Source organism: Granulicella sp. dw_53 (assembly GCF_018449545.1).
Taxonomy (GTDB): domain Bacteria; phylum Acidobacteriota; class Terriglobia; order Terriglobales; family Acidobacteriaceae; genus Edaphobacter.
This window is the reverse complement of record NZ_JAAVUR010000003.1, coordinates 308,676-334,298: the sequence shown is the minus strand read 5'-3', so window position 1 is coordinate 334,298 and position 25,623 is coordinate 308,676. Positions and strand designations below refer to the sequence as shown.

At 57.2% G+C, this 25,623-nt stretch carries 22 protein-coding genes; 5 read left to right on the top strand and 17 right to left on the bottom strand.

Annotated features, from left to right (window positions below; all coding sequences use genetic code 11):
- The first annotated feature begins 1 nt into the window (after position 1).
- Positions 2-1,378, top strand: coding sequence for an alkaline phosphatase family protein (locus HB393_RS06600; RefSeq protein WP_255550861.1), 1,377 nt, complete (start codon positions 2-4; stop codon positions 1,376-1,378).
- 132 nt (positions 1,379-1,510) lie between these two features.
- The gene (locus HB393_RS06595; protein WP_213804359.1) at positions 1,511-3,787 is read left to right on the top strand and encodes a GH92 family glycosyl hydrolase; all 2,277 of its coding nucleotides are present in this window, start codon (positions 1,511-1,513) and stop codon (positions 3,785-3,787) included.
- A 39-nt stretch (positions 3,788-3,826) separates the two neighbouring features.
- On the opposite strand, the gene HB393_RS06590 is transcribed toward HB393_RS06595, so the two are convergent.
- The 7 genes from HB393_RS06590 to HB393_RS06560 all read right to left on the bottom strand — a co-directional run bounded on the left by HB393_RS06590 (position 3,827) and on the right by HB393_RS06560 (position 13,307).
- A complete protein-coding gene (locus HB393_RS06590) occupies positions 3,827-4,612 on the bottom strand; it encodes a peptidoglycan-binding protein (RefSeq protein ID WP_213804358.1) in 786 nt (261 codons plus the stop codon).
- A 281-nt stretch (positions 4,613-4,893) separates the two neighbouring features.
- On the bottom strand, positions 4,894-6,570 hold the full coding sequence (locus tag HB393_RS06585; protein WP_213804357.1) for a hypothetical protein: 1,677 nt from the start codon (positions 6,568-6,570) through the stop codon (positions 4,894-4,896).
- Positions 6,563-7,327, bottom strand: a complete 765-nt coding sequence (locus HB393_RS06580) for an ABC transporter ATP-binding protein (protein ID WP_213804356.1) — start codon at positions 7,325-7,327, stop codon at positions 6,563-6,565. Before HB393_RS06580 ends, HB393_RS06585 begins: the two co-directional genes overlap by 8 nt.
- 216 nt (positions 7,328-7,543) lie before the next feature.
- On the bottom strand, positions 7,544-8,581 hold the full coding sequence (add, locus tag HB393_RS06575; protein WP_213804355.1) for an adenosine deaminase: 1,038 nt from the start codon (positions 8,579-8,581) through the stop codon (positions 7,544-7,546).
- 9 nt (positions 8,582-8,590) lie between these two features.
- The gene (locus HB393_RS06570; protein ID WP_255550891.1) at positions 8,591-10,120 is read right to left on the bottom strand and encodes an amino acid permease; all 1,530 of its coding nucleotides are present in this window, start codon (positions 10,118-10,120) and stop codon (positions 8,591-8,593) included.
- Between the two features lie 187 nt (positions 10,121-10,307).
- On the bottom strand, positions 10,308-10,463 hold the full coding sequence (locus tag HB393_RS06565) for a hypothetical protein (protein WP_213804354.1): 156 nt from the start codon (positions 10,461-10,463) through the stop codon (positions 10,308-10,310).
- Between the two features lie 45 nt (positions 10,464-10,508).
- Positions 10,509-13,307, bottom strand: a complete 2,799-nt coding sequence (locus HB393_RS06560) for a UvrD-helicase domain-containing protein (protein ID WP_255550860.1) — start codon at positions 13,305-13,307, stop codon at positions 10,509-10,511.
- Between the two features lie 207 nt (positions 13,308-13,514).
- Between HB393_RS06560 and HB393_RS06555 the strand changes: the two genes are divergently transcribed.
- Positions 13,515-13,859: a hypothetical protein gene (locus HB393_RS06555; RefSeq protein ID WP_213804353.1), complete on the top strand. Its 345-nt coding sequence runs from the start codon at positions 13,515-13,517 to the stop codon at positions 13,857-13,859.
- Positions 13,860-13,963: 104 nt separating this feature from the next.
- Here HB393_RS06555 and HB393_RS06550 read toward each other — a convergent pair whose 3' ends face one another.
- Positions 13,964-15,070: a Fic family protein gene (locus HB393_RS06550; RefSeq protein ID WP_213804352.1), complete on the bottom strand. Its 1,107-nt coding sequence runs from the start codon at positions 15,068-15,070 to the stop codon at positions 13,964-13,966.
- A 191-nt stretch (positions 15,071-15,261) separates the two neighbouring features.
- Here HB393_RS06550 and HB393_RS06545 point away from each other — a divergent pair, with 191 nt between their 5' ends.
- Positions 15,262-15,831, top strand: coding sequence for a TIGR00730 family Rossman fold protein (locus HB393_RS06545; RefSeq protein WP_213804351.1), 570 nt, complete (start codon positions 15,262-15,264; stop codon positions 15,829-15,831).
- A gap of 591 nt (positions 15,832-16,422) precedes the next feature.
- On the opposite strand, the gene HB393_RS06540 is transcribed toward HB393_RS06545, so the two are convergent.
- From HB393_RS06540 to HB393_RS06525, 4 genes are read right to left on the bottom strand one after another with little or no spacing between them, the layout of a single operon-like run.
- Positions 16,423-17,244: a DUF3050 domain-containing protein gene (locus HB393_RS06540; protein WP_255550859.1), complete on the bottom strand. Its 822-nt coding sequence runs from the start codon at positions 17,242-17,244 to the stop codon at positions 16,423-16,425.
- Positions 17,241-17,684: a DUF971 domain-containing protein gene (locus HB393_RS06535; RefSeq protein ID WP_213804350.1), complete on the bottom strand. Its 444-nt coding sequence runs from the start codon at positions 17,682-17,684 to the stop codon at positions 17,241-17,243. The genes HB393_RS06540 and HB393_RS06535 overlap by 4 nt, the downstream gene beginning before the upstream one ends.
- A gap of 43 nt (positions 17,685-17,727) precedes the next feature.
- Positions 17,728-18,507: a sulfite exporter TauE/SafE family protein gene (locus HB393_RS06530; protein ID WP_213804349.1), complete on the bottom strand. Its 780-nt coding sequence runs from the start codon at positions 18,505-18,507 to the stop codon at positions 17,728-17,730.
- Between the two features lie 38 nt (positions 18,508-18,545).
- Complete coding sequence (locus HB393_RS06525) at positions 18,546-19,319, bottom strand: ATP-binding cassette domain-containing protein (RefSeq protein WP_213804523.1); 774 nt, start codon at positions 19,317-19,319, stop codon at positions 18,546-18,548.
- Positions 19,320-19,389: 70 nt separating this feature from the next.
- On the opposite strand from HB393_RS06525, the gene HB393_RS06520 reads away from it, so the two are divergent.
- Complete coding sequence (locus tag HB393_RS06520) at positions 19,390-20,130, top strand: SDR family oxidoreductase (protein ID WP_213804348.1); 741 nt, start codon at positions 19,390-19,392, stop codon at positions 20,128-20,130.
- 40 nt (positions 20,131-20,170) lie between these two features.
- Here HB393_RS06520 and HB393_RS06515 read toward each other — a convergent pair whose 3' ends face one another.
- From HB393_RS06515 to HB393_RS25130, 5 genes are all read right to left on the bottom strand, one after another.
- On the bottom strand, positions 20,171-20,506 hold the full coding sequence (locus HB393_RS06515) for an STAS domain-containing protein (protein WP_213804347.1): 336 nt from the start codon (positions 20,504-20,506) through the stop codon (positions 20,171-20,173).
- 19 nt (positions 20,507-20,525) lie between these two features.
- Complete coding sequence (locus tag HB393_RS25635; RefSeq protein ID WP_213804346.1) at positions 20,526-21,728, bottom strand: SpoIIE family protein phosphatase; 1,203 nt, start codon at positions 21,726-21,728, stop codon at positions 20,526-20,528.
- Between the two features lie 6 nt (positions 21,729-21,734).
- Entirely contained in the window at positions 21,735-24,215 is a 2,481-nt protein-coding gene (locus tag HB393_RS06505; RefSeq protein WP_213804345.1) for a glycogen/starch/alpha-glucan phosphorylase, read from the bottom strand.
- Between the two features lie 184 nt (positions 24,216-24,399).
- Positions 24,400-25,128, bottom strand: coding sequence for an alkene reductase (locus tag HB393_RS25135; RefSeq protein ID WP_255550858.1), 729 nt, complete (start codon positions 25,126-25,128; stop codon positions 24,400-24,402).
- A 5-nt stretch (positions 25,129-25,133) separates the two neighbouring features.
- Complete coding sequence (locus HB393_RS25130) at positions 25,134-25,490, bottom strand: hypothetical protein (RefSeq protein WP_255550889.1); 357 nt, start codon at positions 25,488-25,490, stop codon at positions 25,134-25,136.
- Positions 25,491-25,623 lie beyond the last annotated feature (133 nt).

Here is a 25,623-nt window from a genome sequence, read left to right as displayed (position 1 = left end):
GATGGCAACCGCGGCCGAGACGCTTATGCCTCCGAACGTACAGCGCGTTCTCGCACAAGGCAAACCGAGAAATAGTTCGCTGCGTGACATCAAGCACGTCGTAATGCTGATGCAGGAGAACCGCTCCTTCGATCACTACTTCGGAACGCTGTCCGGTGTTCGTGGATTCAGCGATCCAAGCGCGATGACGTTGAGCGGAGGTCGATCTGTCTTCCATCAACCCGACCTCGAACATCCGAACGGATACCTTCTGCCGTTTCACCTGGACACTCGTGCTAGCAGCGCCCAGAAGATTCCCTCCACCAGTCACGCGTGGTCGGTCCAACACGAAGCATGGAACGGCGGAAAGATGGATCAGTGGCTTCCCGCGCATCGTAAAGCCGACGGAGAGCATGGCCCCTACGTCATGGGCTACTACAAGCGAGAAGACATCCCATTCCACTTTGCCTTAGCGGATGCCTTCACGATCTGCGACGCATACCACTGCTCCGTGATGGGTCCGACGGGCCCAAACCGAATGTATTGGATGACCGGCACCATCGACCCCGAAGGACTCCACGGCGGTCCGATGACCCACAACGACTGGCCCAAAGACGGATATACCTGGACCACATATGCAGAGCGACTCGAAGAGGCTGGCATATCGTGGAAGGCGTACCAGCATCAGCCGGGCCACGTCTATAACAGGCTGCTCGCCTTCAGGAACTTCATGCAGGCGCCCATTGGATCGCCGCTGCACACCAAAGGGATGCTGATCGCCTCCGAAGGCCAATTCGAATACGACGCGATCCACGATCAGCTTCCCGCCGTCTCATGGATACTTCCAACCGCACTGCAATCGGAACATCCCGACTACACACCCGCCGACGGAGCAGCCTTTATCGCCAGCAAACTCGATGCTATCGCGGCCAACCCAGACGTGTGGGCGAAGACCGTCTTTATCCTTAACTACGACGAGAACGACGGCCTCTTCGACCATGTTCCTCCGCCGGTCCCTCCACCCGGAACTCCCAAAGAGTTCATCAACGGCCTTCCCATCGGCGGAGGCTTTCGTGTCCCTTGCATCCTCATCTCGCCATGGACCGCCGGCGGCTGGGTGTGCAGCCAGCCCTTCGACCACACGTCCGTACTTCAGTTCCTGGAGAAGTTCACCGGCGTTCGAGAACCAAACATCACCGACTGGCGAAGGCAGACCTTCGGCGATCTATCGTCCGCATTCCGTTTCGATCATGCGCCCGCAAAGCCGCCTGTCCTGCCCGACACCACCGGTCACCTCCACTTGTCGAAGTACGAGCTCAACAATCTACCCAGCCCGACGTTCCCAGGTGCGGATCAGCAGCAGCCAAAACAGGAAAAAGGCAGCCGCAAGCGAGTTTAGAAGACGCAATACCGCCTCAAGAGCAAGGCCGAGTCTCGGCTACTCCGTCTAGCCTAGACTAGGCAGGGAATAAGTACCGCTCTCAAAAAGATCCACCCGAAGATCAAGTACGTTAGCAATGGAGAAGATTCTATGTCCGCACCCTTCGCACGAAAGCTTGCTATCGCTTGCCTTTCCTGGCTTTGCCTTGTAACTGGATCGTCCGCTGCCGACACGCCATCCCAGAAGGACTATACCCATGAGGTCTATCCGTTCCTGGGAGTAGATTGGGGCGGAAATGTCTTTGTCGGTTCGGCTATTCCCTACGGCATGGTCAAGCTCGGACCCGACATGGAGACCTTCGACGGACGCCGCTCCGGCTTCGGTTACTCGAGCAGCGGGACGATCCTCGGCTTCTCGCATCTGCACCTCAGCGGAGCGCAGGGCAAGTACGGCAACATCCTCGTCGCCCCTGTCACTGGCCCGCTCGATCTGAACGACATCAAGACTCCGCGTACCGATGAGGTCAATAAGGTCGGCTACTACGCCGCGAACCTCACCCGCTACCAAGTCAAAGCTGAACTCACCAGCAGCCGTCGCGTCGGCTTCCATCGCTATACCTTTCCTGCCTCCCGTCAGTCGCACATCACCATTAACCTGGCATCGGCGTTTGGTCTGGGAACCGACTGGCAGGCCCAGAAGTTCCTCGGAGCAGAGATCCACCTCACCTCAAACCACGAGGCTCAAGGAGTAGCACGCTTCACCGGCGGCTGGAACAGAGGCGGCGAGTACAAGGTCTACTACTACATGACGCTCGACACGCCCGCCGATGCGGTGCAGACCTGGACAGGGAAGACCCTGACCGCGGCTAAAGATGCGACAGTCGAAGCAAATACCCCCATCGGCGCCTCATTCGATTTCACCACCAAAGCCAATCAAGTCATCCAGGCGAAGGTCGGCATCTCGTTCCTCAGCGCAGACCAGGCAAAGCAAAACGTAGCGCAGGAGATCCCCGCATGGAACTTCGCCGCCATCCACGCCGCCGCCACTGCCTTATGGAACGCTGAGTTGTCGAAGTTGAACCTTGTTGGCGCAAGCGATTCGCAGCGCCGCCAACTCTACACCGCGATGTACCACATCATGCTGATGCCGACCGACCGCACCGGCGAGAACCCCAACTGGAAGTCCTCCGAGCCGTACTACGACGACTACTACGCCATATGGGACACGTATCGCAGCTCCAGCCCGCTGCTTACCTTGATCTCCCCTGACCGTCAGCGCGACATCATCCGCTCGCTCATCGATATCTATCGTCACGCAGGCTACATGCCCGACGCGCGCAGTGGCAACGACAACGGCCGCACTCAGGGCGGCTCGAACGCGAACGTCGTCGTAGCCGACGCCTTCGTCAAAGGTCTCAAGGGCATCGACTACGAGACCGCCTTCGCTGCCATGGTCCACGACGCCGAAGTCCCCCCGGCCGATCCACAGAAAGAAGGTCGCGGAGGCCTGAAGGACTACAACGAAAAAGGCTACATCACCCTCGCCGACGAGCGCTCCGGCTCACGCATCGCCGAGTACAGCTACGACGACTTCGCCATCTCCGAGGTCGCATGCGGCCTCGGCAAACCGAAGGAGGCCGCGCTCTACGCAAGCCGTACTCACAACTTCGAGCACCTCTGGGACAAGGACATGACCGCCGAAGGCTTCAAGGGCTTCCTGCGGCCACGCAACCCCGACGGCACCTGGGCGCCTCCCTATCTCGTCGTTCGCGGCACCTGGCCCGACTTCTTCTACGAAGGTGACATCTGGACCTACTCCATCTATGCCCCACAGGACATGCGACGCCTTATCGAGATGGCCGGCGGCAACGAGATGTTCATCCGCCGCCTCGATTGGATCTTCCTTCGCCGCCACTTCGACGTCACCAACGAACCCGGCTTTCTGATCCCCGTCCTCTATAACTACGCTGGCCGTCCCGACAAGACAGCCGACATCGTCCACATGATCCTCGAGAAGGCCTTCACCGACAATCGCGCCGGCATCCCCGGCAACGACGACTCGGGAGCAATGTCGAGCTGGCTCATCTTCTCCACCCTCGGCCTCTTTCCGGTGGCTGGGCAGGACGTCTATCTCATCAGCACACCCCGCATCCCCGACGCATCCCTTGCTTTGGGCAATGGGAAAAAGCTGCGCATCATAGCCAAGAATCTGGATCATGACGGGCTGAACCGCTACGTCCAATCCGCCACGCTGAATGGCGTCGAACTCACGACATCCTGGTTCCGCCACGCTCAAATTAAAGACGGCGCGACCCTCGTTCTCACCATGGGCTCTGCCCCGTCCGTCTGGGGAACAAAGGTCCCCCCACCCTCGATGAGCGATGCCGTCTCGCCTCTCTGCTCTGCAGCGCAACCTTCAGGCAATTGAAACTAAACATACTTGTAGCTAAAAAAGTTACATAGACAATCAGGCAATGACAGCACTCCCAATCGCGAAGGCATTTTCAAATCGATCCAACCCATTGCTTCCGCCGTTTACCAGCTTCCGAGCCGTTCGCAGATCCTTATCCGCCAGCGCCTGCCGGATAGCGCTCTCCTTGTCGCTCAGAAAACGCGCCAGCAACTCCGCGGCGACCTTCGGATCGTTCGCCAGTGCTGGATCGCCCACCAGGTCCCGTCCAATCTCCTTGCCAAACTTCGTGTAGTTGAATCGCCCTGTGAGTTGGACAAAGCCTCGCCCGCAGAAGTTCGCGCCATCCGGCGGCCCAACGTTTCCGAGATCCTTACGATTGTTGTAGAGATCGAAAGGCGTGCCCTGCGGCGAAGTATTGAAGCGCGAGACACCTTCGCTAATAGGCTCGAAGGACTCCGTCTCAGCCCGGATCGTAGCCAGCGCCATCAGCACCATCTCCTTATCGGCGAGTTCCGCGGCATCCATAGCGCCTAGCACCACAGGCAGGTTGGCCTTGATATTTCCCAAAGGTGTAAACGGAAATATCTTAGACACAATCTGTGGCGTAACCTCTGGAATCGCGGACGGGATCTCAGGTACCTCAGCCAGACCGAGCGCCGTACCAGTCGCTGGTCCCACCACGCCATCGGCGACCAGATGCTCGCTCCGCTGAAACGCCAGCACCGCCGCCTGTGTCCCCGCGCCAAAATCCCCATCCGCCGCACCCGGGTTGAATCCCGCCGCCAGCAGCGCCTGCTGCAAAGCCACTACATCTGGTCCATTGCTTCCTAACTTCAACATAGCTTCGTCCTTTCCGTCCAAACATCACTATCAAGACGCGAGCCCGAAAAACATGTCGTAATCGTATTCACCTCTGCCCGCATCTCCGGAGCAGGAGCTAGGAACCCAAAAATAGTAGCTGCATAATATACGCAAAACCTACACAAAGATTGGGAAAGTAAGTTCCGTCTGAGTGCCGCTTCTAAATAAGAAGCCCGGAAGAACGCACCATCGCATCTATCTTGTGGCACATCACCAGATGAGCCACGGTGGAGGAGCCGAAGCGCGGCGATTGCGCTCCTTCAATTCAACTTCAGGGAGATAATCTCGACAGGATATTCCTCTTCAAACAAAACCTCATCGACAGGCCCTGCACGAGCCTCGGTAAGCCATCGCGCAGCCAACGCTGCAGCGGCCAGCAAGACAACCATAAGAATCCACCCTAGAAATGAATGCAACATGCGGCCTTCAAAGATCGCTCCTTCCTTCAGCAGACGCAGGAAGAGCATCAAGCAGGCCCAGAATACAAAGTGAATATTTGCCTTCCCCGGAAGATAGGAGCAGGTGAAAGGAATCTTCTGGAAGGTATACAGGCAGAGCTCTACAAGCACTATCCCCAGGAAAAGCATAGTAACCAGATGCCCAAGCACCTGTTGCCAGGGATAGGAACCAGCGAACGATCCCGCAAGGACAAGCAGTACAGGCGCGACGCCTAACACCATCCACGAAAACCGAACCGCCCTCTGGTATTGGTGGGCTGGGCGCACTTGGGTCACGCGGATAATCCAATTTGCACGCAGCGAAATTGGGATAGAAGCAACAACGCGTATAGACATAAGAATGAGGATCATCATCAGGATGCTCACCAGCAGGAACGGCAAGCTGATTCCCGCCGCTGTAGATGCCAGCCCACCGAACGGTCCCTTGATATAACCCACAACGATAGCAAGCCCAATCCCCAGATAAAAACTGACGATCATGCGATGCTGGCGGCTTCTGAGCAAAGTACGAAGACTAAATAAAGTAACTGCACTCTTGAGGGAGCTGCCGAAGCGCGGCGACCACAACACGGTACGCGCCCTTGGAAGGATATCCGGTTGTTCGACAACCTTCGGCATCATGCGGAAGTACGAGAGCAGCAGGGCGGCCACCGTACCAAGGAAAGAGATCGCCAGCCCGATCCATGCGCGCCTCGCAAGCGGAGCGAGTGCCGGATGCATCGACCCGTTGAGCTGTTGAAAGAGTCCTAAGAACCAATAGGACGGAAGCCACGCCAGCATGCGCTGATTCTCTAGAGCAGTAAAATCCGCAGGCGATCTTAGCGACGGCTCTAAGAAGTACACACTCAGCAGAAGGCACATGGCGCCAGCTTGCAAAAATGCAGACAGACGCAAAAAGATCTGTCGCGGTAACAAGTTAGCCGCCAGTCCCTGGATGGCGAGAACGGTGAAGACGAAGAACGCTCCTCCCAGAAAGATCGTCATCCAATAGGTCGGCCACGATCTCAACGCCCCTAAAAATCCATAGCTACTGGAGATGAAGCTCAAAGGCCACGCAACACCCGAAAAGAAATTGAAAGCGATCGTCCCTAAGGCCGGAGCGGCGAACAGGGCGGAGATCTTTGACACAAACAACGTACTCGTTCGCACCGGCAGCGGAGCCAACACAAGCACGTCGCGCTGATCCGGAAACGCGGAGTCCCAGCTAAGCACCGCAATCAGGCCCGCTATCGTCATCGTCGTCTCAATCAGGAAGTGTTCAAACATCCAGGAACCTGGGATCGACAGGCGACGGAAGCCAGTTAGCAGCGCTGGCAGAGTAAGGAAGAAGCTAATGCTTGCGAAGATGGTTGCAAACTGTCCAATCAACTTGGTTGGATCGGCGTCCATAGACAGCAGTTCCAGATCGATCACCCGCATAAAAAACACCCGGTAAAGCACACGAAACTGTAGCTTCCTTACAACCCAGTCATTAGGCATGGATGAGGTCCGCGATCTCTCGTGAAATTGCAACAGAATCCTGTTCGACAGCCAGTTGCGAAAAGATTCCTTCCAGCGTCGGCAACGCCATCAAGACTCTCAAATGTTCGATGGAATCGTCAGCAACCACTTTGCCGCGGTGCAGGACCACGATGTGAGAACAGATCCGCTCCACCGTCTCCAGCTCATGCGAGCTGAACAGCACCACCTTTCCACGCCGTGCCAACTCCTCGATCAAGCTGCGCAGGATTAGCGAAGAACCTACATCGAGCCCCGAGAACGGCTCATCCAGCAGAATCAGATCCGGGTTATGCATCAGCGCCGCCGATAACAGTATCTTCTGGCGTATCCCCTTCGAGTAGGAGGAGAGCGAAACATCGCGGTCGCCGTGAAGCCCGAAGAGACGCAGCAGACCGTGAATACGCTCCTCGTAGCATCGACGGTCCATATCTCGCAGTTGCGCGACCATCACCAGATACTCCAGCCCGCTCAGATGCGTGTAAAGATGCGGCTCCTCCGGCACATATCCCATCCGCTGCCGAAAGGCCATCAGGTCGTCCGTGATGGGTCGCCCATCGAACAGCACCTGACCCGAACTCGGTTCGATCAAGCCCGTCACCATCTTCATCGTCGTCGACTTGCCGGAGCCGTTTGCGCCCAGATAACCAGTGATCTCTCCCGCTCGCGCGACAAAGCTCACAGCCTCTACGGCGGGAATGCTGGAGTAGCGCTTGTGCACATTACGAAGTTCGAGCATGAAAGCCCTCACCCCTATGTAGCAATCTATCTATATCTTGTCAAATGAATTTGATCCCGCCCGCCGATCCACAAAGATTTTCGAAAGTGGATGTTAGGTTTGGTCGATCTCGTAAAAGAGGACTAGAAGAGAAAAGCCCAGCTCAAAAAAGCCGGGCTTTCATATTTAAATCTGAAAAGGAAGTCACAATTCGAACTGGATCAATATTTTGGAAGACTACCAGCCGTACTGCTCCACCCGCTGCAGCAGAGCAACCTTTCGTTCAGGCTGCAGGAAGCTGGCCTCTACAGCATTCGCAGCCAGCTCTCGCATCTGGTCCAGCGTGAAGCCGTACTGCTTCTGCACCAGCACGTACTCCTCCAGCAGGTTGCTCCCAAACATCGGCGGATCGTCCGAGTTGATCGTCACCATCAACCCCGAGTCGAAGTATTGCTTCACGGGATGCTCCTCGAAGCTCTTACAACATCCTGTACGAATGTTGCTGGTTACATTTAGCTCCAGCGGGATCTGCTTCTTGGCGAGCACATCGATCAGCTCTCCATCGTGCTGCGCCGAGAGCGCATGGCCCAGCCGCTCCGCACCGATGTTGATCGCTGCCCATATGCTGTCGGGCCCCAGCGTCTCACCAGCGTGCGCTGTAAGCCGCAGCCCAGCCTCCTTGGCCTCTGCATATGCATCACGGAACAGGTCGGCACTACCGCGCGCCTCATCTCCGCCGATCCCGATGCCAACAATGCTCGGATACTTCTTACGCAGCTCCGCCGCCTTGCGAAAGACCTTCGATCCTTCCTCCGCGCCGAAGTGCCGCACCGCATCGATCAGCCAGAAGATCGTAGTCCCGAACTCCTTCTCTGCACGGACTCGTCCGCGTTCGATGGCCTCGACATACGGCTCCACCTCGGAACGCTTCCAGTAGTAGATGATGCCGAAAGAGATATATACCTCGGCATGCACGATCCCTTGCGCCGCGAGCTCCCGCACCATGTTGTAAGTAATCAGCTCATAGTCCTCGGGTCCCTTCAGACGCGAAGACACCGCCTTGAAAGAGTCCATGAACCCAAGAAAGTTTTCGTACACATAGAGCTCGCGAGCCGCCTCTGCCGTTAGCGGTTCAGCATCATGCCGCTGGCTTAACTCCAGCAGCGTATCGGGCAGAATGGTGCCCTCCAGGTGCAGATGCAACTCGACCTTCGGCAACTCTCGGAGCCACTGCACCACATCAACTTCGTCCTTCTTCAAAGCCCTTCTAGCCATCTACCTATCTTAGGCCTGTGGCTCGTAAAACTCACTCCGCTTGCGTGAATAGCAGAAGTACACGACCAGCCCAATCGCCAGCCACACGAAGAACCGAATCCAGGTCTTCGCCGGCAGACCAGCCATCAGCAGCAAACAAAACACCACCGAAAGCACCGGAACCACGAACCCAAAGGGAACCCGAAACCCGCGCCCACGCTCCGGCTGCCGCATCCGCAGCACGATCACCCCAATCGATACCAGCACAAATGCAAACAACGTCCCAATGTTCGACATCTCCGCAAATGTGCCAACGTCAAACAATCCCGCCGGAATCGCTACCAACACTCCAGCAACCCATGTAGCAAACGCCGGAGTCCGGAACTTCGGATGCACCCTGCTGAACGCCGTAGGCAACAATCGGTCTCGGCTCATCGCGAACCACACCCGAGCCTGACCAAGCTGGAACACCAGGATCGAAGACACCATCCCAATAATGGCTCCCAACAGCACCGCCAACCGAACCCAATGCAGGCTATGCCCTCCCGGCATCAGACTCACCCGCTTCAGCGCATTTACGACAGGAGCGCCATCACCGGCCACCGTATTCCAAGGCACCATGCCGGTAAGTACCATCGCAACGCCGATGTACAAAATCGTACAAACCACCAGCGTAGCCAGAATCCCGATCGGCACATCCCGCTGCGGATTCCGGCACTCCTCACTCGCAGTCGAGACCGAATCGAACCCAATATACGTAAAGAAGATGATCGATCCACCCGCCAACACTCCCGACCATCCATTGGGAGAGAAGGGAACATAGTTGCCCGGATGAATAAAGCTGATCCCGAAGAAGATGAAGACCAGGATCGCCGCAATCTTCACCAGCACCATGATGTTGTTAGTCCGTGCCGACTCGCGAATCCCGCGCACTAGAACTACAGTCAATAGCAGCACGATCAGGAACGCCGGAATATTGAACCCGGCATGCCAGCCCGTCCCATAGATGTCATGCCCTTGCAGATCCTGCAGCCCCAGCGGAAGATAAGCCGGACTAAGCCACTTGGGTGACAGATGCAGCCCCATCCAATCCAGCAGATCGACCACATGCGCCGCAAAGCCCACGCTGACGCTCATGTTGCTGAACGCATACTCCAGGATCAAATCCCAGCCGATGATCCAGGCCACCAGCTCGCCCAGCGTCGCATAGGTATACGTATAGGCCGACCCCGCAATCGGGATCATGCTTGCCAGCTCCGCATAGCAGAGCCCTGTCAGCGCGCACACAATCGCCACCAGCACCAGCGAGATCGCCAGCGCAGGCCCAGCGCCGGGCCGTCCAGTCACCGTGTGCCCCGAATGCCGCAGAGCCCCCAGCAGCAGATCGACCACCGGCGAGTCCGACCAGCCGGCCACAGTCGTGGCGTTGCCGCCAATCGCCGTGCCGATCACCGTAAAGATGCCCGACCCGATGACCGCGCCGACGCCCAACGCAGTCAGGCTCACCGGACCCAGCGTCTTCTGCAACGCGTGCTCCGGCCGCTCCGATTCGTGGATCAGCTTATCGATGGATTTTGTGCGAAAGATCTGCCTGGCCAGCGCGCTTACTCCTCAAACAGTTCGATTGGTTCGGGGAAGTCCTACTGCGTACTATCGCCTACAGACCGGATGTCCACAACATAAATTGCTGGGACTTTCGATCTCCGGGGGCCGATACATCTCGCATCGGCCCCGCCGAGTCGTCGGCCTACCGCTTGCTCTTACCGCGGCTTGCCTTCTTGATCTTTGCCTTGTTCTCGCCACGGGCGCCTGCGCGAGGACCCTTCGCCGGTGCGGCTTTGCGTGCTGCGCGCTTTACCTTCTTGCGCTCCTGAACGTCCGTGATGCTCTTGGTATTTGCCATGATTCGTTTGCCAATCTTTCTTTAAATGCTGATTTTGCGGAACTTTTACAGGCGTTCCAACTGGGCAAACTTCTCCACCAGCTTCTTCACGCCGTGCTGTTGAAATTGTACTGTAATCTTCGCGTCGTCCCCATCTCCTTCGCGACGAAACACAGTTCCTTCTCCATACTTTGGGTGCCGAACCCGCGATCCCTGCCGTAAACCCGTCTTTCCCGTAGGCTCCGGAACCGCCAGTTTTGGCCTGGAAAACTTCTGCGCAGGCCCCTTTTGCCCCCGAGCGGCAAAAAAGTTGGCAATATTGTCCATCGATCCGGACCCCGAACCGCCAGCACCACGCGGAGCCGCTCCCCCTCCACCCGAGGCGCTCTGATCCTCATCCTCATAGCTGTAATGCCGCTCCACGCCCTCAGCCGGACCTCCACGTTGCCCCGCACGAGGATAAGCCGTCGCATAAAGCCCTCTTCCCGAGCCATACTCCGACCCCCCAAACTGCGGCCGGGCCGGGGGGCTCCCCAGATCCTCCACCAGCCGCGAAGGAACCTCCTCCAGAAATCGCGACGGAATCGAAGCCTCCGGCATGTCGCTCCCATAGCGCCGGCGATACCGCGCCCTGGTCAGGACCAGTGTATCCATCGCCCGCGTCATGCCGACGTAGCAGAGCCGCCGCTCCTCCTCCAGCCCCGTAGGATCGGTAAACGTCCGCGAGTGCGGAAACAGCCCTTCTTCCATGCCCGTCAGAAACACCAGCGGAAACTCCAGCCCCTTCGCCGCATGTAGCGTCATCAGAGTCACCCGAGCCTCCTCCGAGTAGCTATCCGCATCGCTCACCAGCGCCGCATGGTCCAGAAACTCGTGCAGCGTCTCGCCCCGCTCCTGCGCGTCCTGCGCAGCGTTCGCTAGTTCCTTCAAGTTCTCGATGCGCGAGAAGGCCTCCGGCGTAGCCTCCTCCTCCAGAACCCGTATATACCCACTGCGGTCGTTCAGAAACTTGATCAGCTCCGGCAAAGTAGCCGGATCGCCCGGCTTTCGAAACGCGGGCTTCTCATCCGCCATCTTGATCTCGGCAGCCCGCTCCATCGTCATCCTGGCCCCGCTCTTCAACACCACCGGGGCGAACGGATTGAAGCTAGCCGCATCGATCCCATGCGCGGCATCCGAATCGTTGGAGTTCTCCGCGGCAATGGTAGAGGTCTCCTCGCTCGGCCCAAAATCGAACCCAAAGTTGAAGCTCGTATCGAACGAAGTACCCGCCACCACATCCGCGCCCGTCTCAACCCCCACATCGAAGCTCGTATCCTCGTCACCTGAAGCGGCCAAACCAAACTCACCCGTATCGAACGAAGCATCCTCAGCCGCATCGCTCAAACCCACATCCCCGGCCAGCTTCTCTGCAAAGTCAGGCCCCAGCATCGCCCGTGCATCTTCGATCAGCCGCCGAAACCCATCCAGTGCCGCCAGCGCCCGCGCAGGGAGCAGCTTGTCTTCAATCGCCTTGCCAATCGCATCCCACGTACTCATCCCCGACGAGAGCGCCATCCGCTCCAGCGTCTCCATCGTCGTCTTGCCAATCCCTCGTGGCGGCGAGTTGACACTCCTCGACAACGCAATCGAGTCATGCGGATTGGACACCAGCTTCATGTAACTCAAAATGTCCTTCACCTCAGCCCGGTCATAAAAGCTGAAGCCGCCCACCATGTGGTACTGAATCTGATACCGTCGCAGCGCCTCTTCCACCAGCCGTGACTGTGAGTTCGTCCGGTACAGCACCGCGCATCGCGGAGCATCCTCCTGCCCGCCCGCCTCGCGCAGATAGCGTTGAATCCGGTCCGCGATAAACAGCGCCTCGTTCTCCCCATCCGGAGCCTCATAGAACCCGATCAGACTCCCGCCCTCGCGAGTCGTAAACAGGTTCTTGCCCTTGCGCTGCGTATTCTGCGCCACCACCGCGCTGGCGCCCTCCAGAATGATCTGCGTCGACCGGTAGTTCTGCTCCAGCCGAATCGTCCGCGTCTCCGGAAAGTCCTTCTCGAAGTCGAGAATGTTCTTGATATCCGCGCCGCGCCAGCTATAGATCGACTGATCCTCATCGCCCACCACGCAGATATTCGCCTGCGGCCCTGCCAGCAGCTTCATCAGCTCGTACTGCGGACGGTTCGTGTCCTGGTACTCGTCGATCATCACGTATCTGTAACGACGGTTGTATCTTTCTTTGACGTCGCCATATCCCTTCAGCAGACGCACCGTCTCCAGCAGCAGATCGTCGAAGTCCATCGCGTTCGCCTTCATCAGCTCCTTGCGATAGATCTCGAAGATATGCGCGATCTTCTCCTCCAGTGGATTCGTGCTCGCCAGAAAATACTCCTGCGGATCGATCATGTGGTTCTTCGCCCAACTGATCCGCCCCAGCGCCACACGCGGCTTTAGCTGTTTGTCGTCGATGCCCAGCCGCTTCAGTGCGGACTTCACCACCGCCTGCTGATCCGTCTCGTCATAGATCGCGAACGTCCGCGTCAACCCAACGCCGTTCACCCGCATCGCCTCGATATCCCGCCGCAACACCCGCACGCAAAAACTATGGAACGTCGCTAGCGTAGGCTTCGCCAAAGAGCTATGGCCAAGGATCTTGTCAACCCGCTCCGCCATCTCCTTCGCGGCTTTGTTCGTAAACGTCACCGCAAGGATCTGGTCCGCGGGCACACCCCGCTCCTGGATCAGATAGGCGATGCGATGCGTAATCACTCGCGTCTTACCGCTGCCCGCTCCCGCCAGCAACAATACCGGCCCATCCACCGCCAGCACACCCTCCTGCTGCTGCGGATTCATGTTCTGTATCAATTGACTCAAAATTTAACGCGCTCCAGAGATCATTTTAAGCTCTCCCGCCCCTAGCCCCTAATCTGCATGAATCTCCAACAATTAGGCAGGTAAAAATAAATTCACAAATTCCATTGAACTTCTTTGAACGGCCAGCGTAATCATCTGTGCAAGGTAAGGCGCTCTGAACCATGGCAGAGTTCCCCGCCTGCGGAAGCAACAATAGGAGCACTCCAAATGAACATGATCCGTCGCTCGCTCGCCGTCGCGTCCATAGTCGCCGTCTGCACCCTTTCTTCTTCGGTTGCCCACGCCTCCACCGTGAACGTCTTCCATCCGGTCAACGCATTCTTCGGCAAGGATAAGACCGTAAAGCTCAGCCTGCGCAACGACAGCGGCACCACTCTTGAGCTTCGTGCCGGAGACTCTGTAATGCAACTCGAAGCCGGCAAGACCTTGAACGTCTCCCTTCCGGCCGGAACCCGCATCTCGACCAACACAGCCACCAAGACCCATGCGGCTGGAGATCTGCTCGTCGAGGTAACGCCCACCCTTAGCGGTGCCACCATCGCAATCAGCTAGCTCTCTCTCGAAAACCGGACGGGGACCTTTCCGTCCGGCCTTTTTTAAAGCACTCGACGCCTCAAAACACATTGAAAAATATGCTCCATAAAATGTCACAAATATTATAAATCCCCAATATGAGCCTCAATCTCATCCACCGGGCGATATCGTCGCGCCTTCCTTGAAGCGTCGCTCACAATCAGGAATCGTTCCGCAACCCAACGTTGGCACAGCGCCGCCGCCGTCCGTGGATGAAATCCAAACAGCTCAGCAATCTCTTTGGCCGTCACCTCACGCGATCGCTGAAAAAGGACGAGCACTCTTCGCTGCCTTGCGTCTAATCTCCGTAACAGTTGAGATCTGTCACCCGCGCCCGCCTGCGCCTCACGGCTCGCCTGTGTCTGGACGTGCTCAAACGAAGTCGCCATGCCCTCGATAAAATACGCAATCCAACCAGTGATATCGGCTATCGCTCGACCCATATAGTAGTTGTGCGAAGGCCCCACAGTCAGCGCGCCATAATAGGCCTTCAGATCGCGTGCGTAGTACTCCTCCAAAGCATAGAGTCCCTTGAGGCCATACCCCCCCATGTGGAGAATAAGAGTGGTCAACAGCCGCGCCGTGCGCCCGTTTCCGTCATAGTATGGATGAACGGTAGCGTACTGGTAATGTGCGATGGCCGCCTTCAAAGGGACAGGCAAATCATCCTCCACGTTGATCCACGCGATCAACTCCGCCATCAACGCCGGAACATCTTTTGCCTCCGGCGGCATGTAGACGATGCTCCTCGTCTTGCTGTCTTTGATCACGTTCTGGCCATCGCGATAGGGTGTCGGCCTACTTCGAGTCTTTCCTCCACCCATCACCAATGCATGCAGGCTTTGGGCGCTCTTCTCCGTAAACTCCGACGGTCTCTGCGCAAGACGTTCCACCTCATCCAGGGCCGCGTAGTATCCCCGCACCTCCCGCTCATCCCGCTCGCGGCCCGGAAAGTGATGGTCTTCGGCGATGACCTGAGTCACCTCCTCCTGAGTCAGCAGATTGCCCTCGATCATCGTCGAGTAGTGAGTCGAAAACAGCCTCGCCGTCTCCCGCAGATTTGCAAGCATCCTTGGCGTAATGGGCAACGCCTCGATGGCATGCTTCATCGCCTCAATCCGCATCAGGTCGCGGGCAATCGTTGGAGTAATCCTGAAGGCTGGCCGAAATCCACTCTTTTTCGTCGCCATATTGCCTTCTCCAGTGCGGATAAACAGCCGTTATTATGTCTTTATTATACCGATAAACGGCTGATAACCAGGTGCCACGCCTCCTCGTAAACTTCCTTTACATCCTCCATAGAGTATCCAGATAGAGATCCCACACGGCGCGACCTAGGCCCCTCACTCCTTGTCGAAATGAGAGATAATCAAACTTCGTTATGCGCTTATCCCTCACCTCTCCCCCCACCCGAAATATTGCCGTCTTTTGTGCCTCCGTAGACGGAGCGCAGCCCCTCTACCGTCAGATCGCCGAAGAGTTAGGGACAACCTTGGCCAACCGCGAGATCGGCCTGATCTACGGCGGCGCCAAGGTCGGTCTCATGCGAGCCGTCGCGGAGGCCTGCCTCGCCGCCGGCGGTCACGTCACCGGCGTCATTCCGCATGTTCTCGTCGATCTTGAGGTCGCCCACCGTGGCATCTCGGAGCTTCACGTCGTCGATACCATGCACACCCGCAAGGCTCTCATGGGTCAGAAGGCCGACGCCTTCCTCATCCTCCCGGGCGGCTTCGGCACCCTCGAAGAGATGTTCGAGGTCCTCGCCTGGCAGACCCTCAAACTGCACTCCAAACCCACCGTCCTGCTCAATATCGACGGCTTCTACGACCTTCTCCTCGCCTTCCTCGATCACGCCGTGACCCAAGGCATCCTCAAGCAGAAAAACCGCGCTAACCTTCTCGTTGCCACCTCTGTAGAGAGCGCCCTCGAAGCCCTCTCTACCGTTCTATAGACCGGTAGAAACCAACACCTCACCAAACCGCAATCGTTCTCCTTACCCCACCCAAACGATCATTTGGCCCCAAAAACGGGTGCCCCACCCTTTTCGACAGTCTCATCGTCGAATAGGGTGGGGTATCGTGCGCAGCACGACCGCTTTCCTTCCCCCTTACCAACACCGTCAAGGTTTGTTCTCTCACCCCGCCCTGACCGTCCGGGTGGACCCCCCTCCCCCGGGTTAATTGGACAAAGTCTTCCTGTGAGGAGGGTTATGCCTAGACCTCGCTTGTTCCCTTTGAATGTCGGTTAGAGGGAGTTCTTGTTCTCCGCGAGGTTCTTTTGTTAAAGAACGAATGCTCCCTTTCCGTACTGCGGTTAGGTTTGAAGCTTTTTTATCTCTACCTTCTATTTTACTGAGTGGAACATAACTTAAGTGCCACTCGCATCTCTCTGATTCGGTATAGGTTAGGGTATTTAGGGGCTTGACAAGGTGTTTTGCTGGGGATTTAGTGGATGGGATCTGTAAGTGGTATTGGGATTGATGATGCCAAATGCGAGGGCGCGGTCCACACCACCGCGCCCGGACCAAGCCCAGCAACGCCGTCTAGTGCTGAAGAGCCTGCACCCCACGGCTGGCCTCGATCGCATCCGCGATCCCATCCCAGAGCGCCAACCGGGCCTGCAGCGCCTGCTCTGCCGCCACTCCGGCCTCCTGCCACTTCGCCGCATCGTGCCCGCACAACTCGGCGATCATCCGCAGCGCCATCGGCCCATGCTCCTCGCCATCCACCTCGATATGCCGGTCCAGATACCAGCGGAAGGTCGACAGCCGCCCCGACAGACGCTCGTCCTGGTCCCGTATAAACCCGCGAAACATATCCGGAATCAGATCTTCGCGCCCAAAAGTAAACGCCGCCGCGGTCACATGCAGCTTGCCCATCCCGATGCACTCGAAGGTGCTCCGTACAAAGCTCTGCGCCGCCCGCGAAGCCCCGCTCCTCGCCAAAGCCGCAGCCCAATCCGCTCCACCTTCGAGCTCCCGCAGAAGATTGTCGATGGCAAACAGGTCTGCTCCGCACTGCTGCATCGCCCGCCGGTACAGCTCGAAGTGGCTCATCGCCATTCCCTTATAGATATCGCTCTCTTCCCCGAGCACGATCTCGTTCACCAGCCTCCGGCTCTCCGGAAACCGGCTCGGCACCCAGGGCACCTCGACGCAGGTCAGCCCGCGTTGCAGGACCTTCAGCAGCGACATGAAGTCCCACACCGCAAAGACGTGCGACTCCATAAACAACCGCAGATCGTCCACCGTCTCAAATGTGGCGTACAACCGGTGCTCCGCTAATCGCGCATACAGCGGCCGCAGCCGCTCCGCCAACTCGACCAGCTCCTCAGATAGCCCAACCTGCATCATCGTCCCACTCAAAGCACTCTCCCCTTCGCCAGGCACTCGTCGCAATGGCACACTCGCCGCAGATAATCCCAGCTATAGATGCCCGCCTCGTGCCCGTCGTTCCATTTGAACTTCAACGCATACTTGCCCACCGGAGTCACCTCTACGGGACGCGGAGGCGCCTCGTACATCGTCAACAACGACTGTGGCTTCGGCCTGGCCTCTCCTACTCGTCTGCCTGTCTTCTCGCGCTCCTCATGGCAGGTCGCACAAGGACAGGCGTTCCTCAGCCACGCGAAGTTCCACACGCTCCGATGCCCGTCCTTCCAGTCGATCTCGACTCCCGTGCCTTCCGTCTTCATCACGCGAATCTTCGCCGGAGTCACCGCCTCCACGGGCAGCCTCTCCTGCTCCTGGCCTGCTTCTCTCTGCGCCTCTTCAGCGCTTACGATCCTGATCCCTTCGTGGCTCATCGTTGTATCTCCCTCATCCCGCGGCGGTCACAGCTCAATGGAATCATCCATTCCTCCAGAAGAAGTACGCGGCCATCAAGCATCCTGTTACCACCACAATCGTCCGCAGGACTTCGGCACTCATCTTCCGCGCATACTGGGCTCCAACGTAGCCTCCGACCCCGGCAAACACCATAGAGATCAAGCAATAGTGCCAGATGATGGCTCCGCTGAAGATGAAGGTAAACACCGCGGAAAGGTTGGAGACACAAGCCGCAGTCACCTTCAACGCATTCAGCTCATGCATCTTCTCCAGGCCAAAGAGCGCCAGAGCGGTCATGATCAGGAATCCAGCGCCTGCTCCAAAGTACCCGATGTAGAAGCACACCGGGAGCAACGTCAGCGCCAATGGAATCAGCGGCAGAGGCTTATCTTCGTGTGCGTCGCTCGACCGCTGCTTCAACCAGCGCGAAACCGGTCCGCTGATCCCGAAGAGCAGGGAAGCGACCAGCAGGAGCCAAGGAACCATGTGCAGGAACGTCACCTGCTTCGTGCGCAGCAGCACGATAGCTCCGCTTACGCCGCCCACGACCGACGCGCCCAGCACCACCGGCAGTAGATCCAGCCGCAGATCCTTTCGCAGCGCCGCAACGCTGGTCAACTGTCCGGGCCACAGAGCCACCGTATTCGTCGCATTCGCCTGGATCGGAGGCACCCCAATCGACAACATCGCCGGAAACGAGATAAACGAGCCCCCACCCGCCATTGCATTCATTACACCGGCTATAAATGACGCTACAACCAACCAGATAAAGTGCCAGTGCGAACTTAAGCTTAAGAGCATTCTCTCTTCATTGTAGCTACGCCAGCGGCGAACCGCAGCTAAGCCAGCCCAGGCATCTCCGGCGTAGCCGCAATCAGAGCCTTCGTATACTCCTCCTGTGGGCTCTCGCACACTGACAGAGCGTCTCCCAGTTCCACCAGCCTGCCCCGCTGCATGACCGCCACTCGGTCGCATAAATAACGCACCAGCGGCATCGAATGCGAGATAAACAGGTAGGTTAGCCCATGCGTCCGCTGTAACTCGCGCAGCAGATTCACCACCTGCGCTCCGACGCTCACGTCCAGCGCGCTCACCGGTTCATCCAGCACCACAAACTCGGGCCGCAGCGCCAAGGCTCGGGCAATATTGATCCTCTGCCTTTGTCCTCCGCTGAACTCGTGCGGAAATCGCCCAAGTGCACTCTCGTCCAACCCGACCTCGCGCAGCATCTCTCCCATCGGCCTGCCCGAAACCCCATGAATTGCGAACGGCTCAGCCAGTATCTCCCGCACGCGCATTTTGGGATTCAAAGCCGCATAAGGATCCTGGAAGACGACCTGAATCCGCCTTCGCATAGCCCGCATCTCTCCCGCACTAGCTGCGAGCAGATTGATCCCGTCATACGTCACCTCGCCGGCTGTCGGCTCCACCAGCCGCAGCAGCATCCGCGCAACCGTGCTCTTACCGCTGCCTGACTCGCCCACCAGCCCCAGCGTCTCGCCCCGCCGTATTGAGAACGACACATCGTCCACCACGCGCACCTGCCCGCCAGCGCCGGTGTACTCCTTCACCAACCCTCTCGCTTCCAGCAACACTCCCGCATCCTTCAACATAGCCGGATGGTAGCATCCAAAGTCAGGCAGCCACACCACCGCAACCTCACCCAACCAGGATCAGATACTCATGAGCACTCCCCTCGTCCCCACAGGCCCGCTCGCCGGCAAAGTAGCGATCGTCACCGGAGCCAGCGCCGGAATCGGCCGCGCCACTGCTCTGGCGCTCGTCCGCTGCGGCGCTTCGGTTCTTGTCACCGCCCGCCGCAAGGACCGCCTAGAAGCCCTTTGCGCCAAAATCGAATCTCTCGGCGGCAAAGCCGTCTTCTTCGCTGGAGATGCCTCGCAGGAGTCCACCGCGCAGCAAGCGGTCGCTCTTGCCCTCTCCACTTTCGGACACCTCGACATCCTGATCAACAACGCTGGAGCCGGCAACTACAAGAACCTCATCGACACCTCCGTTGAGGAGTACGACCAACTCATGAACGCCAATATGAAGTCCAGCTTCCTCTTCAGTCGTTACGCGACCCCTTCGCTGATCGAGCAGAAGAGCGGCCTCATCCTCTTCATCTCCTCGATCGCAGGTCTGCAGGGAGCTGCGGGTGAGTCCGTCTACTGCGCCAGCAAGTTTGCCCAGGTCGGCTTCGCCCAGGCCCTCGACGCCGAACTGCGTAAGCACGGTATCAACGTCGGAGCCATCTGTCCCGGTGGCACCAAGACAGAGTTCGCCCTCGGCAAAGGGCGCACCGAAGACTTGATCCAGAAGTCCCACATGATGAACCCAGATGATGTAGCCGAAGCCATCGTCTTCGCCTGCCTCCAGCCCCCTAACACCCGCATCTCCCAAATGACCGTCCGTCACATGGGCTAGTTGGAACGCGGTTTTATCGAACCGGGAGAAGCATTCCGGACTAGGCGAGCGCCGACAGGGCTTCTTCCCGGCTTGAAAACATGCGAAATATCTTGTTCATTCGCGTCAATTTTAAAATGCCGACGACCGCATCGCGAGCCCCACAGAGCGCCAGTTCTCCATCGTCTCCCATCGCCTTCAGGCTGCCGATCAGGGCTCCGAGACCGCTCGAATCGATGAAGGTGACGTCGCTCAGATCGAGAACGACCGTTCGATAGCCTTTTGTTCCATACTCGATAAGATCCTGTTTGAGACGAGAGGAAACATCCGCAGCGATGCGGCTCTCAAGCACCTTCACGATGAGTACATCTCCAACCTTGCTCTCTTCGAATCTCATTGACTCCTCCATTCGTATCTCAGGTCATCTCGATTGCCAGCAGCGATAGATCATCTTCAAACTCCGTGTCTCCACACCATGTCTTGATCTCGGCCAGCAACCCTCCGAGTAGTCCATCTAAAGATTGCGACGCGCCCTGTTTCAGGTATGCGATCAGCCGATCCTCTCCGAAGAGCTCTCCATGGGCGCTCTTACATTCAGTTACACCATCGGAGTAGAGCAGGAGCCGATCCCCATGATCGATAGGCGTATCGAAACAATCGAACTCGATATCCGGCCACAGTCCCAACGGCATGCCGCCCGTCCCTAGAATCTGTAGATCTCCGTCTTTCCTGATCAGGATAGGCCCAGGATGACCGGCCTGCGCCACACGCAAGATCGAGGACTCGATATCGAACAATCCGTAGATCATCGTGAAGTACCGGTCATCTCTCAACTGAAACCGCCGGTTGAGTTCGCGAAAGGTCTCGCCCGGAGACGAGACTTGAAATGCATCGGTCTCCCGGTCATAACTTTTCAATGGACTTCCATGCGTCGCATCCGGAGTCAGCATCATGCTGAGCGATACGGAAAGCATCGCCGCAGGAACACCATGCCCGGCGACATCCAGCAGATAAAAGCCGACCTGCCGTTCATCCATTGCAAAGAAGTTGAAGATGTCTCCCGCCACATATCCGCAGGGCTCCAGACGCCACTCGCATCGGATCCCGTGGGCCTGTAGGGCTGGTGAAGGCAACAACCTCTCTTGCATCCATGCTGCGGCTTTTAGATCATCTTCGATGAGCTTGTGGGCAGACTGGAGGCGGTGATTGATCCCTGCAAGCTCGTGATTCTTGTCGGAGAGTCCTTGCTGAAGACTCAGGACCCGTTCCCCTGCCCGAACTTTGACTCGTAGCTCCTCAAAGCCAATCGGCTTGACGAGGAAGTCGTCGGCTCCGGCATCCATCCCCTCAATTAAATCGGACTTTGCACCCTTCGCGGTACAGATGATGACGTAGACATAGCGCTCGAAGTTCGCGCCGCGAATTCGACGACAGAGATCGACGCCCGCTAGATTCGGCATCATCCAATCACTGATCACAAGGCTGATGTGCTTCTCTTTCACCATCTGCCACGCCAACTCGCCGTCATCTGCCTCCAGAACCTCGTGGCCCTGTTGCTGCAAGAGTAAGCAGAGGACGCTACGGACCGACGGGTCGTCATCCACGAGAAGGATCTTCACCTTGTGTTACAGCCTTCCACTAGGAAGGACGGGTTGAATCTTCCAGATATCGCGCGCATACTCGCGTATCGTTCTGTCGCTTGAGAACTTACTCATCCGTGCTACGTTCAGAATGGCCTTGGAGCTCCAGTCTGCAGGATCCAAAAAAGTGTTCGATACCGCTTCCTGTGCGGCAAGGTACGAACCGAAGTCGGCTAGATGCAGATAGCGATCGCCCTCGTCGAGCAGAGCTCTCCGGATCGGTTCAAAGATTCCTGGCTCCCCAGGACAAAAGATATCGGAGGTAAGACTATCTAAGATGCGCTTTACTCGCGGATCTGCATGGTAGTGGCGCCATGGGTCGTAGCCGTTCGACAGGGAGTGCCGTACCTCATCGGCATGTAAGCCAAAGATAAAGATGTTGTCTGCTTCAACCTCTTGCAGCATCTCGACGTTCGCTCCATCGAGCGTTCCGATCGTAAGCGCACCGTTCAGAGCGAACTTCATATTGCTGGTGCCGGAAGCTTCCATTCCCGCAGTCGAAATCTGCTCGCTCAAATCAGCGGCTGGGATGATAATTTCTGCGAGTGAGACCTTGTAGTCCGGTAAGAAGACGACCTTCAGGGCATCACCCACCCTTGGATCGCGATTCACTACAGCCGCAATATTATTAATCAGGTTAATAATCAGTTTGGCTTTGAAGTATCCGGGCGCAGCTTTACCGCCAAATATGTGAACCCGTGGAACGACAGGAGAGATGCCGTCCTCCACAATGCGAAAGTACTCGTCGATGATGCAGAGAGCGTGTAGTAGTTGCCTCTTGTACTCATGAATCCGCTTTACCTGCACGTCGAACATGGCTCGCGAATCCACACGCACACCGGTGCAGTCTTGAATGGTGCGGGCGAGCTTCTCTTTGTTGGCGTATTTGACTGCAAGAAATCCGCGCTGCGAGATCGGATCGTGGTTGAACCGTTCCAACTCGCGCAGACGGTTCAGATCCTCACGCCATCCATCACCAATCCGTTCATCAATCCACATACACAGCGCCGGGTTCGCATGCATCAGCCAGCGGCGGGGAGTAACGCCATTCGTCTTGTTGCCGAAGCGGCCCGGATAGAATTCGTTGAAGTCCGGAACTAACTCCGAGCGAAGTAACTCAGAGTGCAACTCCGCCACTCCGTTAACGGCGTGGCTGCCGATGATCGCGAGGTTGGCCATCCGCACCAACTTCGTGTCTCCTTCTTCGATAATCGACATTCGTTGCAGACGTCCCCGATCTCCCGGCCATCGCTCAGCCACCTGTCCAAGAAAGCGGTGATTGATCTCATAAAGAATCTGCAGATGGCGTGGAAGGATGCGTTCGAACATCTCCACTGGCCATCGTTCCAGGGCCTCCGGCATCAGGGTGTGGTTGGTATAGCCACAGGTCGCCTGGGTAATCTCCCAGGCCTCTTCCCAGCCCATTTCGTACTCGTCGAGAAGCGTTCGCATCAACTCTGTCACGGTGAGCGCTGGATGAGTATCGTTCATCTGGATAGCGACCTGGCCCGCGAACTCACGAGGGTGGGAGTATCTCGATAAGAAGCGGCGGAAGATATCCCGCATCGAACACGCGACAAGAAAATACTCCTGGGTAAACCGCAGATCTCTACCGGATGCCACAGCATCGGACGGGTACAAAACCTTACTCACCGTCTCAGACTGTATCTTTTGCTCAACCGCTCTCAGGTAGTCGCCTTCGTTGAAGATGCGAATATCAAACTCATCAGACGCTCTTGCGGAGAATAGCCTGAGAGTATTCACGGTGCGTCCTCCATGACCTACGATGGGGAAGTCATGGGGGACGCCGATGAGTATCTTCCAGTCCATCCACACTGGAATAAAGCTCCCCAGCCGATCCTGGACATATTCAATGCGTCCGTAGATAGGAATAGTGAGAGCCTGATCTTGATGCTCTATGAGCCACGGCGATTGCTCACTGGCCCAAAAGTCGGGCCTCTCCCTCTGCCGTCCGTCTTCGAACTCCTGGCGAAAGAGCCCAAACTCATAGTTGATGCCGTATCCGAAGCCCGGCATATGCAACGAGGCAAGTGAATCCAGAAAGCACGCGGCCAATCGCCCTAAGCCTCCATTGCCAAGCGCAGCGTCTTGCTCTACTTCCAGCACATCGGAGAGACGTAGGCCAAGCTCATCTAAAGCGTCTTCCATCACGCTATAGAGGCCGAGGTTCTGCAGGTTATTACGCAGCGAACGCCCCAGCAAGAACTCCATGGAAAGGTAGTAGACCGACTTCGCGTTTACGGAGCGGAATCGAGCCGCGGTCTCCAGCATTCGGTCGATGATAAGCGGACGAAGTGTTCCAGCGGTCGCTCGAAAGAGCTCGTCGGGCGTAACGTTGCTTATGCCCTTAGCGAACTGGTATCGAAGCATCTGCTCAATGGAAGCGGCCCATTGAGTTGAACTGGCAGTTGGAGAGGGAACTAGACCTGCGCTGGGAACGTTCATCTGAAATAGCCTCGCCGGTGAATCACAGATCGCAGCAGACTGATTCTGTTGTCCAAAGTGGTGCGAGTATACTCCTCGCAGTGAACTTTAGCTCACGCGGTTCAGCGCTTTTAAACTTTGTTCCAGGGCTGCAAAGCATCACCACCGAAGGGCCGCGCCTTCCGATAGCAACTGGCCCATCAGCTCATCTACCAGGTGATAGCAGAGGAGCGACGAAGTTCGAGAAGTCGGTATATCCCTTCTCGCCATCCCTGGTGTAGAAGGCGGACCGCTCGGCATCGGCCACCGGCCAATCGTTCTTGAAGCGTGCCACGAGATCCGGATTCGCGACGAAGGGCCTCGCGAAAGCGATCAGATCCACCCAGCCTGTATCCAGTGCCGCCTGAGCAGTGTTCTTGGTAAATCCGCCGCACCAGATCACTGTCCCGCGAAAGGCCTCGCGCACCTTTCGCACAAGAGCATCGCTGAGGTGTATCTCGTTGAACTCGCTGTCCTCCATATTCCCTGAAGGCATCAGTTGATACAGCATATGCACATAGCCAAGCTTGCGGTGGCTCAACTGAGTGCACAAATACAGCAAGGTCTCTTCGGCATGCGGATCGCTCGGCATACTGTTGTATCTTCCAAACGGGGAGAGCCGCACGCCAATCCTGTCGGCGCCCCACTCCAGTATCGCCGCGTCAACCACATCAAGAAGCAAGCGTGTTCGAGTCTGTGGTGTCTGTCCACCGTAGCTATCGCCGCGCGTGTTCAATGTTGAATTCATGAACTGGTCGAACAGATAGCCATTGGCGGCATGGATCTCCACGCCGTCGAAGCCCGCCAGCTTAGCGTTTCGGAAAGCCAGTGCAAATTCATCTACCAGACCGGAGATCTCCTCCGTTCTGATCTGTCGAGGACGGCTCGCGCGCATGTATCTCAACCTGCCATCGGAGTTGTGCGTGAATACATCGGACGTACTCGCTTGTTCGTAGTAACTCCCCACGGCGCCTCTCCGTTCGGCATCAGGGAAGTATGCGCCATCCTCCCGACGTGCCATATCTGCAGAAAGATTCTGCCTCCGTTTCGATGGACCTCGTCTGTTACCAATCGCCATCCATCGACCTGCGCACTCGTATAGATACCGGGCGTTCCCCCATATCCTTTGCTATGCACCGATACATCGGTCGATTCGGTCACGATCAGTCCTGCGCTGGCTCGTTGGCCATAGTAAGTTGCCATCAAAGCATTTGGAACGTCGCAGGCAGAGGTCCGCGTTCTAGTCATAGGCGCCATTACGACGCGATTTTTGAGGACGAATCCATCTCCAAGTGCATGGGTTTCGAATAATGCGGGCATTGATACTCCTTATCCAGGAAGTAAGTACTCCCCGATAAGCGGTAGACTAGGCCCTGTAGATTGATTAATC